Origin of the sequence: Nonomuraea sp. B1E8 (assembly GCF_039871515.1) — a bacterium.
Lineage (GTDB): Bacteria > Actinomycetota > Actinomycetes > Streptosporangiales > Streptosporangiaceae > Nonomuraea.
In genome coordinates this window covers 383,894-398,227 of the sequence record NZ_JBDPLS010000006.1, presented here as the reverse complement: position 1 = coordinate 398,227, position 14,334 = coordinate 383,894, and the positions used below count along the sequence as shown (strand labels likewise).

The 14,334-nt window shown below is 70.8% G+C and carries 14 protein-coding genes; 11 read left to right on the top strand and 3 right to left on the bottom strand.

Annotated elements, in window-relative coordinates:
- Positions 1-56: 56 nt before the first annotated feature.
- Both ABGA98_RS22480 and ABGA98_RS22475 read right to left on the bottom strand, forming a co-directional pair.
- Complete coding sequence (locus ABGA98_RS22480; RefSeq protein ID WP_347620325.1) at positions 57-527, bottom strand: ferritin-like domain-containing protein; 471 nt, start codon at positions 525-527, stop codon at positions 57-59.
- Positions 524-1,015, bottom strand: coding sequence for a hypothetical protein (locus ABGA98_RS22475; RefSeq protein ID WP_347620324.1), 492 nt, complete (start codon positions 1,013-1,015; stop codon positions 524-526). The genes ABGA98_RS22480 and ABGA98_RS22475 overlap by 4 nt, the downstream gene beginning before the upstream one ends.
- Before the next feature lie 310 nt (positions 1,016-1,325).
- Here ABGA98_RS22475 and rimP point away from each other — a divergent pair, with 310 nt between their 5' ends.
- From rimP to truB, 8 genes are all read left to right on the top strand, one after another.
- Positions 1,326-1,811, top strand: coding sequence for a ribosome maturation factor RimP (gene rimP / locus ABGA98_RS22470; protein ID WP_347620323.1), 486 nt, complete (start codon positions 1,326-1,328; stop codon positions 1,809-1,811).
- 25 nt (positions 1,812-1,836) lie between these two features.
- A complete protein-coding gene (nusA, locus tag ABGA98_RS22465) occupies positions 1,837-2,829 on the top strand; it encodes a transcription termination factor NusA (RefSeq protein ID WP_347620466.1) in 993 nt (330 codons plus the stop codon).
- Positions 2,813-3,112: a YlxR family protein gene (locus ABGA98_RS22460; protein ID WP_347620322.1), complete on the top strand. Its 300-nt coding sequence runs from the start codon at positions 2,813-2,815 to the stop codon at positions 3,110-3,112. Before nusA ends, ABGA98_RS22460 begins: the two co-directional genes overlap by 17 nt.
- 125 nt (positions 3,113-3,237) lie before the next feature.
- The gene (gene infB / locus ABGA98_RS22455) at positions 3,238-6,300 is read left to right on the top strand and encodes a translation initiation factor IF-2 (RefSeq protein WP_347620321.1); all 3,063 of its coding nucleotides are present in this window, start codon (positions 3,238-3,240) and stop codon (positions 6,298-6,300) included.
- A gap of 120 nt (positions 6,301-6,420) precedes the next feature.
- The gene (locus tag ABGA98_RS22450; protein WP_347620320.1) at positions 6,421-6,717 is read left to right on the top strand and encodes a DUF503 domain-containing protein; all 297 of its coding nucleotides are present in this window, start codon (positions 6,421-6,423) and stop codon (positions 6,715-6,717) included.
- 40 nt (positions 6,718-6,757) lie between these two features.
- The gene (rbfA, locus tag ABGA98_RS22445) at positions 6,758-7,219 is read left to right on the top strand and encodes a 30S ribosome-binding factor RbfA (RefSeq protein ID WP_347620319.1); all 462 of its coding nucleotides are present in this window, start codon (positions 6,758-6,760) and stop codon (positions 7,217-7,219) included.
- Positions 7,216-8,253, top strand: a complete 1,038-nt coding sequence (locus ABGA98_RS22440) for a bifunctional oligoribonuclease/PAP phosphatase NrnA (RefSeq protein WP_347620318.1) — start codon at positions 7,216-7,218, stop codon at positions 8,251-8,253. The genes rbfA and ABGA98_RS22440 overlap by 4 nt, the downstream gene beginning before the upstream one ends.
- Entirely contained in the window at positions 8,253-9,125 is an 873-nt protein-coding gene (gene truB, locus ABGA98_RS22435) for a tRNA pseudouridine(55) synthase TruB (protein WP_347620317.1), read from the top strand. Before ABGA98_RS22440 ends, truB begins: the two co-directional genes overlap by 1 nt.
- 41 nt (positions 9,126-9,166) lie before the next feature.
- Here the strand turns inward: truB and ABGA98_RS22430 are convergent, their stop codons facing one another.
- Positions 9,167-10,186: an SAM-dependent methyltransferase gene (locus ABGA98_RS22430; RefSeq protein WP_347620316.1), complete on the bottom strand. Its 1,020-nt coding sequence runs from the start codon at positions 10,184-10,186 to the stop codon at positions 9,167-9,169.
- Positions 10,187-10,315: 129 nt separating this feature from the next.
- Between ABGA98_RS22430 and ABGA98_RS22425 the strand changes: the two genes are divergently transcribed.
- From ABGA98_RS22425 to ABGA98_RS22415, 3 genes are all read left to right on the top strand, one after another.
- Positions 10,316-11,242: a bifunctional riboflavin kinase/FAD synthetase gene (locus ABGA98_RS22425; RefSeq protein WP_347620465.1), complete on the top strand. Its 927-nt coding sequence runs from the start codon at positions 10,316-10,318 to the stop codon at positions 11,240-11,242.
- A 193-nt stretch (positions 11,243-11,435) separates the two neighbouring features.
- The gene (rpsO, locus tag ABGA98_RS22420) at positions 11,436-11,705 is read left to right on the top strand and encodes a 30S ribosomal protein S15 (RefSeq protein ID WP_111180641.1); all 270 of its coding nucleotides are present in this window, start codon (positions 11,436-11,438) and stop codon (positions 11,703-11,705) included.
- A gap of 285 nt (positions 11,706-11,990) precedes the next feature.
- A complete protein-coding gene (locus ABGA98_RS22415) occupies positions 11,991-14,324 on the top strand; it encodes a polyribonucleotide nucleotidyltransferase (protein ID WP_347620315.1) in 2,334 nt (777 codons plus the stop codon).
- Positions 14,325-14,334 lie beyond the last annotated feature (10 nt).

The window sequence follows — 14,334 nt, the reverse complement described above, 5'->3', positions numbered from 1 at the left end:
GCCGGCGCACGGCATCCTGGCGCTGCCACCAGGACGGGCGACGTCTCGGACCCGACCTACTCTCCGTCCTGTACCGGTGAGGGCGAGGGTGAGGGCGTCGCCGGCGACGGCGCCGGCATGCCAGGGAACGCCGGGGGCTGGGTGGCGCGGAAAGCGTAGGAGCGCGTCACGGCCTCCTGCATGGCCAGCGCGGCGTAGCGGCGCAGCGCGTCGTCCTGCGCCGCGGCCAGCTCGAGGTAGGCGGCCGTGACGCCGCTCTCCAGGTGCACCGCCAGCTTGGCGGCCTGCGCGGCGTCAGAGGGGACGAACGGCAGCGCGTAGGAGGCGTCGGGCTCGGCGGGCTTGCCGCCCCGGGAGGTGATGTAGCCGCGCAGCTGGTCGCGGCGCGCCCGGTGGGCGTCGAAGGCGGCGGTCATGCTGTCGCGCAACGACCCCGACGTGCGCGCGCCGAGCAGCCCGTACGCGAACAGCGCGGCGTGCTCGGCCGCCAGCGCCCTGCGCAACTTCTCGATGTCGTCCGCGCTCACAACGACCTCGGCAGGGCGGCGGCGTGGGCGGCCTCGCAGGCGCCGATGCTGGCGATCAGCTGGGCCATCCCCGGTGACAGGCCGGCGAGCTGGCGGGCGCGCCGCGCCGCCGCCTTCCGCTCCAGCGAGCGCAACCGGGACAACGAGGGTTTCTCCGGCCTGGCACGTGCGGACGGCGACCCGGTCGGTGACGGGGACGGTGACCCGCTTGGGGCCGCGGAGCCGGGGGACACGTGCCTGCGCAGCGTGTCGAGGTGCGCCTGATGCCGGTCGCGGAACGGCACGAGCTTCCGCGCACCGTCGGCGATCAGCGACGAATAGAGCGCGATCGTGCCCTCCTTCTCCGCGATCAGCCCCTTCACCAGCACCGTCTCCGGCGAGTCGGACGGCGGCGCGGGCGGTTGCGAAGGGCCGGAGGCACTGCACGCGGTGAGAGCGGCCGCTCCGCCCGCCAGCAGGGCACGCCTGGAGAGCTGACGCGGGCGCACGAGTTGACCTCCCACTGTTCATGGAGCGGACGGACGAGAAACCTGCTCATCGGCCCGCCGCTCAACCGCCGTGCCGCGCTGATGCCGTGGCGGCAGCCCGCCTGGCGGCTTTCTCGTCGGTAGCATCGTACGGGCTGGCACCCGGGATCGTTGTCAGGCGACGCTCCGCCATTCGAGCACGACGAGTGGCGCTCTCTTCGTGCCCCCGTACGGATAGGGTGTCAACTGTCGTCGCTGGCCGAGCGGCCAGGCGGCGGGGAGCCAGAGGCGAGGTCCGCCCGGCTGAGACATGACAATAGGGGAGGTCGACATGGGCAGCGCATCATCCCGCGACCACCTGATGAAGCTCCTTGAGCCCGTGGTCAGCGCGGAGGGCCTCGATCTGGAGGACATCACGATCACGCAGGCCGGCAGGAGACGGCTGCTGCGCGTGATCGTCGACCGCGACGGCGGGGTGAGCCTCGACGACGTCGCCGACGTGAGCCAGGCGGTCTCCGCGGCTCTGGACGACACCGACGCGATGGGCCAGGCCGCCTACACGCTCGAGGTCTCCTCGCCCGGCGTCGACCGCCCGCTCACCGAGCCGCGTCACTGGCGGCGTGCCGCCAAACGGCTGGTGAAGGCCGAGATGAGAGACGGCTCCGTGGTGGAGGGCCGCATCCTGGCGGCTGACACCGGCGGCGTCGACCTCGACGTCGCGGGCGCCGCGCGCCGGCTTGATTACGAAGACCTGGCCCGGGGACGGGTACAAGTGGAGTTCCGCCGGATCGACGACGTCGACGGCGACGAAGGCTAAGGGGGGAGCCGTCGTGGACATCGACATGAGCGTCCTGCGCAGCCTCGAACGGGAGAAGGACATCTCCTTCGACCTGGTCGTCAAGGCGATCGAGGACGCGCTGCTGATCGCCTACTTCCGCACCGACGGCGCCGCCTCCAAGGCGCGTGCCGAGCTCGACAGGCAGAGCGGTCACGTCACGATCTGGGCCGGCGAGGTCGACGAGGAAGGCGAGATCGTCAGGGAATATGACGACACGCCCAGCAATTTCAGCAGGATCGCCGCCACCACCGCCAAGCAGGTCATCCTGCAGCAGCTGCGCGACGCAGAAGACGAGATCAACTTCGGCGAGTTCGCCAGCCGCGAGGGCGAGCTGGTCTCCGGCGTCATCCAGCAGGGCAAGGATCCGCGCGTGGTGCTGGTCGACCTCGGCAAGATCGAGGCCGTGCTGCCCCACGCCGAGCAGGTCCCCGGCGAGGAATACGTGCACGGCGAGCGCGTCCGCGCCTACGTGGTGCAGGTGAAGAAGGGCCACAAGGGCCCGTCGGTCACCCTGTCGCGCACGCATCCCGGGCTGGTGAAGAAGCTGTTCGCGCTCGAGGTGCCGGAGATCGCCGACGGCACCGTGGAGATCGCCGCGGTGGCGCGCGAGGCGGGCCACCGTACGAAGATCGCGGTCAGGTCGCGCAAGCCCGGCGTCAACGCCAAGGGCGCGTGCATCGGCCCGATGGGGTCACGGGTTCGTAACGTGATGACCGAGCTCCACGGCGAGAAGATCGACATCATCGACTGGTCGGAAGATCCGGGCGAATTTGTGGGGAATGCCCTGTCTCCCGCACGCGTTTCCCACGTTGAAGTTCTCGATCTCGACGGGCGTGTGGCGCGTGTGACCGTTCCCGACTACCAGCTCTCGCTGGCCATCGGCAAAGAGGGGCAGAACGCCCGGCTCGCCGCCCGACTGACAGGATGGCGGATCGACATCCGTCCCGATACCCAAGCCGAGGATGCCGCCGGTTCCGTAGATGCGTCGACACGGTAAGCTGGAATATGGTGGCCTGGCCGCCCCACAGCGCACCTGTGTGGGCTGCAGGGTTCGCACGGCTAAGTCCGAGCTGCTCCGCCTGGTGCTGGTCGAGGACCACGTGGTTCCCGACCTGCGAGGACGGCTCCCTGGGCGTGGTGCATCGCTGCATCCGTCCGCGAGTTGTCTGGAGCTTGCCGAGCGTCGCCGAGCGTTCCCGCGCGCGTTCCGCGTGCCGGGGCCGCTTGACGTCTCGCGCGTGCGGGCGCACCTGGAAGGAGAACCACGAAATGTCATGTAGGACGCCGAGTTGATGGGCGGAGTCAGATTGCTATGAGCGCCTGATGAGCACGCGGCGATGAAGACGTCAAGGTAGCGACGGTCCGGACGGCACAGCCAGCCTCCCGGGCCGAGTAAGGGAGTGCAGTGGCGAAGGTCCGGGTATACGAGCTCGCTAAGGAGTTCGGCGTAGAGAGCAAGGTCGTCATGGCCAAGCTCCAAGAGATGGGAGAGTTCGTCCGTTCGGCGTCCTCGACCATCGAAGCGCCGGTGGTCCGCAGGCTCACCGAAGCTCTGGGCGCATCCAAGGGTGGGCCCTCCAGAGGCGGCGGTCAGCCGTCCAGCAAACCGCAGCCCCCGAGGGCTGCCCCCCGGCCGGCGGAAGGCCGGGCCGGTAACGGCGCGCAGGCGCCGGCCCCCTCACCGCGTCCGGGTCCCAAGCCCGGTCCGCGTCCAGGCCCCGCGGGCGGCGCGCAGCCGCGTCCGCCGGTGCCCATGCCGCACCAGCCGCAGCAGCAGCCCGAGGCTGCGCGCGGCGAGTCCAGCGCGCCGCAGGCACGGTTCGAGAGCGGCGCGCCCGCCCGTCCCGGCCCGCGGCCGGGTCCGGCGGCCCGCCCGGGTCCCAAGCCCGGTCCCGCGCCCCGTCCCGGGCCCGGAGGCGGCGGCTCCCCGCAGGCGCCGCGTCCAGGCGGTCAGTCCGGCGGCGGCCCGCGTCCCGGTCCGGGTCCCAAGCCCGGTCCGCGTGGTCCGCGTCCCGGCAACAACCCGTTCTCTTCCAACGCCAGCGGCATGGGCCAGTCCCGTCCGCCGCGTCCGGGGGGCAACCGCGACGGCGGCGGTCCCGGCCAGCGTGAGCGCCGTGACGGCCCGCCGCGCGACGGCGCGATCCCGCGCCCGCCGCAGGGCCGTGGCGGTGGCGAGGGCAGGCCGGGCACCGCTGGGCCGCGTCCCGGTCCGCCCGCGGGCGGACCGCGTCCCGGTCCCGGTGCGGGCGGTCCCCGTCCTGGTGGTCCGCGTCCCAACCCGATGATGATGCCGCAGGGCCGTCCTGCCGGCCCCGGTGGTGGCGGCGGTGGCCGTCCCGGTGGTGGCGGCGGCGGTGGCGGCCGTCCCGGCGGTGGTGGTCGCCCCGGTGGTGGCGGCGGTCGTCCCGGTGGCGGTGGCGGCGGCTACGCCGGTCGTCCCGGTGGCGGCGGCGCCGGTCCGCGCACCGGCACCGGCACCGGCGGTCCCGGCGGCTTCGGCGGCCGGCCTGGTGGCGGCGGTCGCGGTCGTGGCGGCGGCACCGCCGGAGCCTTCGGGCGTCCCGGTGGCCGTCCGGCGCGTGGCCGCAAGTCCAAGCGGCAGAGGCGCCAGGAGTTCGACAACATGTCGGCGCCCGCGATCGGCGGCGTGCAGGTCGCTCGCGGCAACGGCGCGACGATCCGCCTTCCGCGGGGCGCGTCGCTGTCCGACTTCGCCGACCGCATCGGCGCCAACCCCGCCGCGCTCGTGCAGATCATGCTGCACCTCGGCGAGATGGTGACGGCGACGCAGTCGGTCAACGAGGAGACGCTGCAGCTGCTCGGCGCCGAGCTCGACTACAACATCCAGGTCGTCAGCCCGGAGGAGGAGGACCGCGAGCTTCTCGAGGCCTTCGACATCGAGTTCGGCGAGGACGAGGGCGACGAGGCCGACCTGGCCGCGCGCCCGCCGGTCGTGACCGTCATGGGTCACGTCGACCACGGTAAGACGAAGCTGCTCGACGCCATCCGCAAGACCAACGTGGTGGCGCGCGAGGCGGGTGGCATCACCCAGCACATCGGCGCTTACCAGGTCTCCGCCGAGCACGAGGGCGAAGACCGCAAGATCACCTTCATCGACACCCCGGGTCACGAGGCGTTCACCGCCATGCGTGCCCGAGGCGCCAAGTCCACCGACATCGCGGTGCTGGTGGTCGCGGCCGACGACGGTGTGAAGCCGCAGACGATCGAGGCGCTCAACCACGCCCAGGCGGCCGAGGTGCCGGTCGTGGTCGCGGTCAACAAGGTCGACAAGGAGGGCGCCGACCCCAACAAGGTGCGCGCCCAGCTCACCGAATACGGCCTGGTGGCGGAGGAATACGGCGGCTCGACGCTCTTCGTCGACATCTCGGCGAAGAACGGCACGGGCATCGAGCAGCTCCTCGAGGCCATCCTGCTGACCGCGGACGCCGAGCTCGACCTGCGGGCCAACCCGTCGATGGACGCTCAGGGCATCGCGATCGAGGCGCACCTCGACCGTGGCCGTGGCCCCGTCGCGACCGTTCTGGTCCAGCGCGGCACGCTGCGGGTGGGCGACTCGATCGTGTGCGGCGAGGCCTTCGGCCGCGTCCGCGCCCTGCTCGACGACACCGGTGAGCCGGTCGAGGAGGCCACGCCGTCCCGTCCGGTCCTGGTGATGGGTCTGACGGCCGTGCCGAGCGCCGGTGACAACCTCATCGTCGTCACCGACGACCGGATGGCCCGGCAGATCGCCCAGCAGCGCGCGGCGCGCAAGCGCAGCGCCGACATGGCGAAGTCGAGCCGTCGCCGCAGCCTCGAGGACATCTTCAAGGACCTCGAGAAGGGCAGCGTCGACGAGCTCAAGCTCATCATCAAGGGCGACGTGTCCGGTTCGGTGGAGGCCCTGGAAGACGCCCTGCTCAAGATCGACGTTGGCGACGAGGTCAGGCTCCGTGTCCTGCACCGCGCGGTCGGCGCGATCACCGAGTACGACGTCAACCTGGCCGTCGCCGACGACAACGCGGTCATCATCGGCTTCAACGTCCGCCCCGAGCCCCGGGCGCGCGACCTGGCCGAGCGCGAGGGCGTCGACATCCGCTACTACTCGGTCATCTACCAGGCGATCGAGGAGATCGAAGCGGCGCTCAAGGGCATGCTCAAGCCCGAGTTCGAAGAGGCCCAGCTGGGCACCGCCGAGGTCCGCGAGGTCTTCAAGGTGCCGAAGATCGGCAACATCGCCGGTTCGCTGGTCCGCTCCGGCGTGATCGTCCGCAACAGCAAGGCCAGGGTGATCCGCGATGGCGTCGTCATCGCCGACAACCTGACCGTCTCGTCCCTGCGTCGCTTCAAGGATGACGCGACCGAGGTCCGTGAGGGCTTCGAGTGCGGCATCGGGATCGGCTACAACGATCTGCGGGTCGACGACGTGATCGAGACGTTCGAGATGCGGGAGAAGCCTCGCGCGTGACGCGCGGCCGGGCGCCCGGCGGGACATCCGCCGGGCGCCTCTCGCACGCCCTGGCCTGGTCCCCACCGCAGCAGGCCGGGCGTGCGTCCACCCCACCAGGACAAGCGGTGGTTGCCAACGATGTATGTGGGTGCCTTGACCCTGGACATCCTGCTCGGCGACGTGCGATCGCTGAAGCAGAAGCGCTCCGCCGTACGCCCGTTGATCGCCGAGGTCCAGCGCCGTTATCCCGGCGTGGCGGTGGCTGAGACCGGCCATCTCGACCTGCACCGCAGGGCGGAAATCGGCATCGCGGTGGTCTCCGCCTCAGCGGGAAACTGCAACGAAGTGCTGGACGCCTGCGAGCGGTTGGTGGCCTTCCGCCCTGAGATCGAGCTGCTGTCGGCACGGCACCGGCTCTACACCGACGAAGATTGAACGACTGCACGGCCAGGTCGTGCGTGAGGGGGAGCGAACCATGGTGGATGCCGCACGAGCGCGCAAGCTCGCCGACCGCATCCAGCAGATCGTCGCCGAGATGCTGGAGCGCCGGATCAAGGATCCGCGTCTGGGCTTCGTCACCGTGACCGACACGCGCATCACCGCTGACCTGCGTGAGGCGACGGTGTTCTACACGGTGTTCGGCTCGGAGGCCGAGCGGGCCGACAGCGCCGCGGCCCTCGAGAGCGCCAAGGGCATCATCCGCTCCGAGGTGGGACGCCAGACCGGCGTTCGCTTCACCCCCACGCTGACGTTCAAGCACGACCCGCTGCCTGACAGCGCGCGCCAGCTCGACGATCTGATCAACGCCGCCAGGGCGCGCGACGCCGAGGTGGCGCGGCAGGCCCAGAGCGCCACCTACGCGGGAGAGGCCGACCCCTACCGCAAGCCTGAAGAGGGCCAAGACGGGGGTGCTGTTGGCAGGGACGACCTGGCGTGACGCCCGACGTACGCGACAGGGCGGAGCCACCCCGGCTCAACGGGCGGCCGCCGGACGAGTGCGCGGTCCCCGAGGCTGCGTGGAGCCGGGCGCTGCACCTGATCCGGCAGGCCGACGAGGTGGCGATGGCCTGCCACGTGACCCCCGACGGCGACGCGCTCGGCTCGATGCTGGCCGTGGCGTTCACGCTGCGTTCGATGGGCAAGCGGGTGGTGACGTCGTTCGGCGACCACCATTTCGTGGTGCCGCGGCTGCTGCGCTTCCTGCCGGGGCAGGAGATGCTGGTGCCGCCGGAGGAGTTCCCCGAATCCCCCGATCTGATGATCACGTTCGACTCGTCGACGTTCCAGCGGCTGGGGCTCCTGGGCGCCAGCACCGCCAGGGCCCGTGAGGTGATCGTGGTCGACCACCACCCCTCCAACGAGGGCGAGTTCGGCACGCTCAGCCTCATCGACTCCACGGCCGCGGCCACGGCCATGCTGGCCGAGGAGCTGATCTACCGGCTCGGCGGGCAGCTCGACCGCGACATCGCCACCTGCTTGTACGCGGGTCTCGTGACCGACACCGGATCGTTCCGCCACTCCACGACCACCCCCGCCGTGCACCACATGGCGGCCAGGCTGGTCGCCACCGGGCTGCGCACCGACGAGATCGCCCGTGAGCTGTGGGACCGTTCCCCCTTCGGCTATCTCAAGGTGCTGGCAGGGGCGCTGGAGCGCGTGTCGCTGGAGGACGGGCTCGTGTGGACGTACGTGTCGCAGGTCGACCGGGCCGCGTACGCGCTGCCCTACTCCGAGCTCGAAGGCGTCATCGACATCCTGCGGCGCACCGACGAGGCCGAGGTCGCGGTGGTGCTCAAGGAGGACGACCAGGGCTACTGGCAGGTGTCCACCCGCTCCAAGGGCAACGTCGACGTGGCCGCCGTGTGCGCGGCGCTGGGCGGCGGCGGTCACCACAACGCGGCCGGCTACACCTCCCAGGACAGCGTGGAGGACACGATGGTGAAGTTCCGGCGAGAGCTGAGGAAGGCCTGATGGCCCAGAGCGGTCTGATCATCGTCGACAAGGCGGGCGGCTGGACCTCCCACGACGTGGTGGCCAAGATGCGGCGCGTCGCGGGCACCCGCCGCGTGGGGCACGCGGGCACGCTCGACCCGATGGCGACGGGCGTGCTGGTGGTCGGCGTGGAGAAGGCGACCAGGCTGCTCGGTCATCTGGCGCTGACGGAGAAGGTCTACGAAGCCACGATCAGGCTCGGCGTGAGCACCAACACCGACGACGCCGAGGGCGAGTTCACCGCCGCGGTCCCGGCCTCTGGCGTCACCGCGGCCGAGATCCACAAGGGCGTCACGGCGCTGACGGGCGCGATCATGCAGATCCCGCCGCAGGTCAGTGCGATCAAGGTCGACGGGCAGCGGGCCTACAAGAAGGCGCGCGCGGGCGAGACGGTCGAGCTGCAGGCCAGGCCGGTGACGGTGAGCGCGTTCGAGGTGCTGGACATCAGGGCCGGCGACGAGGTCGTGGACGTCGACGCGGTCGTGACCTGCTCCAGCGGCACCTACATCCGCGCGCTGGCCCGCGACCTCGGGGCGGAGCTCGGCGTCGGAGGCCACCTGACGCGGCTGCGGCGCACCCGGGTGGGCCCCTACGACCTGTCGCTGGCCAGGACGGTCGAGCAGCTCGCCGAGGAGTGCGAGATCCTGCCGATCGGCGCGGCGGTCGCGGCGGCCTTCCCGCGCAGAGACGTCACCGAGGAGGAGGCACGCGTGATCGGGCACGGCGGCCGGCTGCCTGCCGCGGGGCTCGGTGCGGGCCCGATCGGCGTGTTCGGGCCGGACGGCGCGCTGCTCGCGCTCGTGGAGGAGCGGGGCGCGCTCGCCAAGCCGATCGCCGTCTTCGCGGGATGAGCGCGGGCGACCGGCTTGCCGTCCTCGGGGGGTGAGCGGGGTCAGCCGGGTTTGCGGGCGACGATGATGTCACGCACGATCGCCTGGTCGACCCAGTGCTCGAAGTCGGGATAGTCCATCACGTCCAGCCCGGCGCCGGCTAGGACCTTGGCCAGCTCGGCGCGCTTGCCACCGTAGGTGTTCCAGGCGATGCCCATCGCGCCGCCGGGGCGCAGCAGCTCGGCCCAGCCGGGCACGGCCCTGCTCAGCAGCTCCATGGGGCTGCGCGACAACCCGCCGCCGCCCTTGCTGCCGTGCTGGACGCCGTAGGGGGCGTCGGTCGCCACGACGTCGAACGAGCGCGGCTTGAAGAACTCGCGGCTCTTGAGCGTGTCGGCGTTGACCACGGTCAGGCGCTGCACGTCGCCGGCCTTGAACGCCTCTTTCGACAGGCCGAACGTGATGGCGAGCCGCCGTCCGGCCAGCGCCCGCTCGCGGCGCACCGGCACGGTCTCCGCGGTGTGCTTGAGCCGCTTGTTGCGCAGCCAGGTCTTGATGAAACCGGCGTAGGCCTCGAAGTCCTTGCCGTCGACGTCGAGGCCGTAGGCGTCGTAGCCGTACATGAGGGCCTGGTTGAGGGTCGTGCCGCGGCCGCACATCGGGTCGAACACCGCCAGCCGCTCGCCCAGCCCTTTGCCCGTGGCCAGCGCGGTGACGTTGAGCAGCAGTTTGGTGAAGTGTTCGTTGGTCTTGCCGGCGTATTTCTGGATGGTGATCAGGTCGCTGCTGAGCCGGTCGAGCGGGCGCACGGTCAGCGGCCTGAGCAGCTCGCCCTCCACGCCGAACAGGGCGTAGCCGGAGGAGAGGTTCGACAGCAGCGAGAGGTGCGGCTCCGCCAGCGGCTCCGCCGTCTCGAACGTCACGTAGGGGACACCGCCGATGACGGTCTCCTCGCCGGCCGACACGTGCCCGCCGAGGCCGCACGCGCTGAAGACGGCCAGCTCGTTGCGGGTCAGCCGGACGGAGCTCTCGGCGTAGACCCGGTTAAAGGCAGGCAGGATCAGAAGCGCGTAACGAGGCACGAGGCCCGATACTATCCGCTGGCGGAGGAAGGGCGCCGGGACGAGCCGGCGCGGTTACCAACCCCCCTGGGTTGCGGGAGACCGCGGCGCGCATGGCAGGCTTGGGTGCGGTTGATCCGTGACGAGCGAATGGGGCCTGGCGTGCAGGGTTCGGGAAGGCTTGTCGTCACCATCGGCGTGTTCGACGGGGTGCACCGCGGGCACCGGCGGGTGATCGAGCGCGCGGTGGCCATCGCCCGCGAGCGAGGGCTGCGGAGCGTCGCCGTCACCTTCGAGCCGCATCCCGAGGAGGTCGTGCGACCGGGCTCGCACCCGCCCCGGCTCACCAGCCCGCAGCGCAGGGGTGAGTTGCTGGCCGGGCTGGGGATCGACGAGGTCGACGTGGTCGAGTTCACCCTTGAGCTGCAGCGGACCAGCCCCGAAGACTTCGTCCAGAGCGTGGCGGCCGAGCGGCTGCGGGCCGCGGTCGTGGTCGTGGGGGAGGACTTCGTGTTCGGGCACGAAGCGAGCGGAGATGTTCAGACATTGCGGACGTTGGGCGACAAATACGATTTCGAGGTGGAGGCCGTGCCCATGCTCGACGGCGTCTCCTCGACCGCCATCCGCGACCTGCTCGTGGCCGGCGACGTCGAGGGCGCGAGAGAGCGGCTCGGGCGGCCGCACCGCGTGGAGGGCGTGGTCGTGCGCGGCTACCAGCGGGGTCGGCAACTCGGGTTCCCGACCGCCAACGTGGAGACGCCCCCGCACACCGCGATCCCGGCCGACGGGGTCTACGCCGGCTGGCTGGGGTGCGTGCCCGTCGCCAACCTGCCCGCCCTCTACGCGGGCGAGCGGTGGCCGGCGGCGATCTCGGTCGGCACCAATCCGACGTTCGAGGGCGTGCCGCGCACCGTCGAGGCGTACGCGCTCGACCGCGACGACCTGGAGTTGTACGGCGCGCACGTCGCGGTCGAGTTCGCGGCGCGGCTGCGTGGCAACACCCGCTTCGAGTCGATCGAAACGCTGATCGCTCAGATCCACGCCGACGTCGAGGCCACCCGGAGGATCACCGGCTGACCTCCGCCCCGGCCTCCGCGTGTCCTGCGCCGCGTGTCCCGGCGACCCTGCCCAAGGTGGTAGCCTTGCATGTCGGCTCTGTAGCGGCGGTGCTGCGCGCTGCCCATGAAGGCCTTCACGCGGCGACTGTAGGCACGCACGGTCGTTCGCACATTCACATCAATCGTGCGTGCCCGTAGCTCAAAGGAGAGCCGTGTCCCTCGACACCGCTGCCAAGAAGTCCATCATCAGTGAATATGCGACGGTCGAAGGCGACACCGGGTCGCCCGAGGTTCAGATCGCCCTGCTGAGCAAGCGCATCAGCGAGCTCACCGAGCACCTGAAGACGCACAAGCACGACCACCACAGCCGTCGTGGCCTGCTGCTGCTCGTCGGCCGCCGGCGCCGCCTGCTGAAATACCTGCAGAAGGTCGACATCCAGCGCTACCGTTCGCTCATCGAGCGGCTCGGCCTGCGCCGATAGCATGAAAGGGAGCGGCGTCCGCGCCGCTCCCTTCGCATATGGCCGCAGCCATATGTCCGGGCGCGTGGCGTCACACGCCTCCCGCGCCCGGCGTACAACTGAAGATCCGAGACACACAGCCCCCGCGTCCGCTTAGCACCATGCGACCCGCGACGCCTGCGGGCCGGTCCTCGGTAGTGGCTTCCGGTAGGAAAGACCGGGCGCTTCGATCGAAGACCGGCGCTGCACCTAACGAGGGTGCCGGTGAGAAAAGGGCGCGGGAGACCGACCACAAGGAGGTCCCCCGTGGAGGGTGTCCACACAGCTGAAGCCGTCATAGACAACGGTTCGTTCGGCACGCGCACGATCCGGTTCGAGACCGGTCGCATCGCACGCCAGGCGGCGGGTTCCGCCGTCGCCTACCTCGACAACGACACGATGGTGCTCTCGGCCACCACCGCGTCCAAGTCGCCCAAGGAGAACCTCGACTTCTTCCCGCTCACGGTCGACGTCGAAGAGCGCATGTACGCCGCGGGCCGCATCCCCGGCTCGTTCTTCCGCCGTGAGGGCCGTCCTTCCGAGGACGCCATCCTCACCTGCCGCCTGATCGACCGGCCGCTGCGCCCGTCCTTCGTCAAGGGGCTGCGCAACGAGATCCAGGTCGTCGCCACCGTGATGGCGCTCAACCCCGACCACCTCTACGACGTGGTGGCGATCAACGCCGCGTCGCTGTCCACCCAGCTCGCCGGCCTGCCGTTCTCCGGCCCGATCGGCGGCGTGCGCGTCGCGCTGATCGACGGCCAGTGGGTGGCGTTCCCGACCCACCACGAGCTGGAGCGGGCCACGTTCGACATGGTCGTGGCCGGCCGGGTGCTCGCCGACGGCGACGTCGCGATCATGATGGTCGAGGCGGAGTCCACGAAGGACACGCTCAAGCTGGTCGCCGACGGTGCCGTCGCGCCGACCGAGGAGACCGTCGCCCAGGGCCTCGACGCCGCCAAGCCCTTCATCAAGGTGCTGTGCGAGGCGCAGGCGCGCATCGCGCGGGTCGCGGCCAAGGAGACGGCCGAATACCCGGTCTTCCTCGACTACCAGGACGACGTCTACGACGCGGTCGAGGCCGCGGTGAAGACCGAGCTGGCCGCCGCGCTGACCATCGCCGGCAAGCAGGAGCGCGAGAACGAGCTCGACAAGGTCAAGGCGCTGGCCGCCGAGAAGCTCCTGCCCGAGTTCGAGGGGCGCGAGAAGGAGGTCTCCGCCGCGTTCCGTTCGGCGATGAAGAAGCTCATGCGCGAGCGGGTCATCAAGGAAGGCGTCCGCATCGACGGCCGCGGCACCAAGGACATCCGCGCCCTGTCGGCCGAGGTGCACGTGGTGCCCCGGGTGCACGGCTCGGCGCTGTTCGAGCGCGGCGAGACGCAGATCCTGGGCATCACCACGCTCAACATGCTGCGCATGGAGCAGGTCATCGACACGCTCAACCCCGAGCGGACCAAGCGCTACATGCACAACTACAACTTCCCCCCCTACTCCACCGGCGAGACCGGCCGGGTGGGCTCGCCCAAGCGCCGCGAGATCGGTCACGGCGCGCTCGCCGAGCGGGCGCTGATCCCCGTGCTGCCCACGCGCGAGGAGTTCCCGTACGCCATCCGCCAGGTCTCCGAGGCGCTCGGCTCCAACGGCTCCACCTCGATGGGCTCGGTCTGCGCCTCCACGATGGCGCTGCTCGACGCCGGCGTGCCGCTCAAGGAGATGGTCGCGGGCATCGCGATGGGCCTGATCGGCGAGGGTGACACCTACGTCACGCTGACCGACATCCTCGGCGCGGAAGACGCCATGGGCGACATGGACTTCAAGGTCGCCGGCACCAAGGACGTCATCACCGCGCTCCAGCTCGACACCAAGCTCGACGGCATCCCCGCCTCGGTGCTGGCCGGCGCGCTCAAGCAGGCCAAGGGCGCCCGCCTGGCGATCCTCGACGTGATGCAGGAGGCGATCGACTCTCCGGCGGAGATGAACCCGACCGCGCCGCGCATCATCACCATCAAGGTCCCGGTCGACAAGATCGGCGAGGTCATCGGCCCGAAGGGCAAGATGATCAACCAGATCCAGGACGACACGGGCGCCGAGATCACCATCGAGGACGACGGCACCATCTACATCGGCGCCACCGACGGCCCGTCCGCCGAGGCGGCCCGTTCGGCGATCAACGCCATCGCCAACCCGCACATGCCGGAGGTCGGCGAGCGTTACCTGGGCACGGTCGTCAAGATCGCGGCTTTCGGCGCGTTCATCTCGCTGATGCCCGGCAAGGACGGCCTGCTGCACGTCTCCCAGATCCGCAAGCTGCACGGCGGCAAGCGCATCGAGAACGTCGAAGACGTGATGAGCGTCGGCGAGAAGATCCAGGTGGAGATCGCCGAGATCGACGGCCGGGGCAAGCTCTCCCTGGTGCCGGTCGAGGTCATCGAGCGGGAGGCCGCCGAGAAGGAGGCGAAGGCCGCTTCCGGGTCCGCCGAGGGCGGCGACGCCGCTCCCGAGCAGCCCGCGTCGGCCGCCGACGACCGGCCCGAGCGGCCCCGCCGCACCCGCACCCGCGTGCGCAGCAGCCGTAACGAGGGGGACGACCGCAACTCGTGAGCGAGCTCAG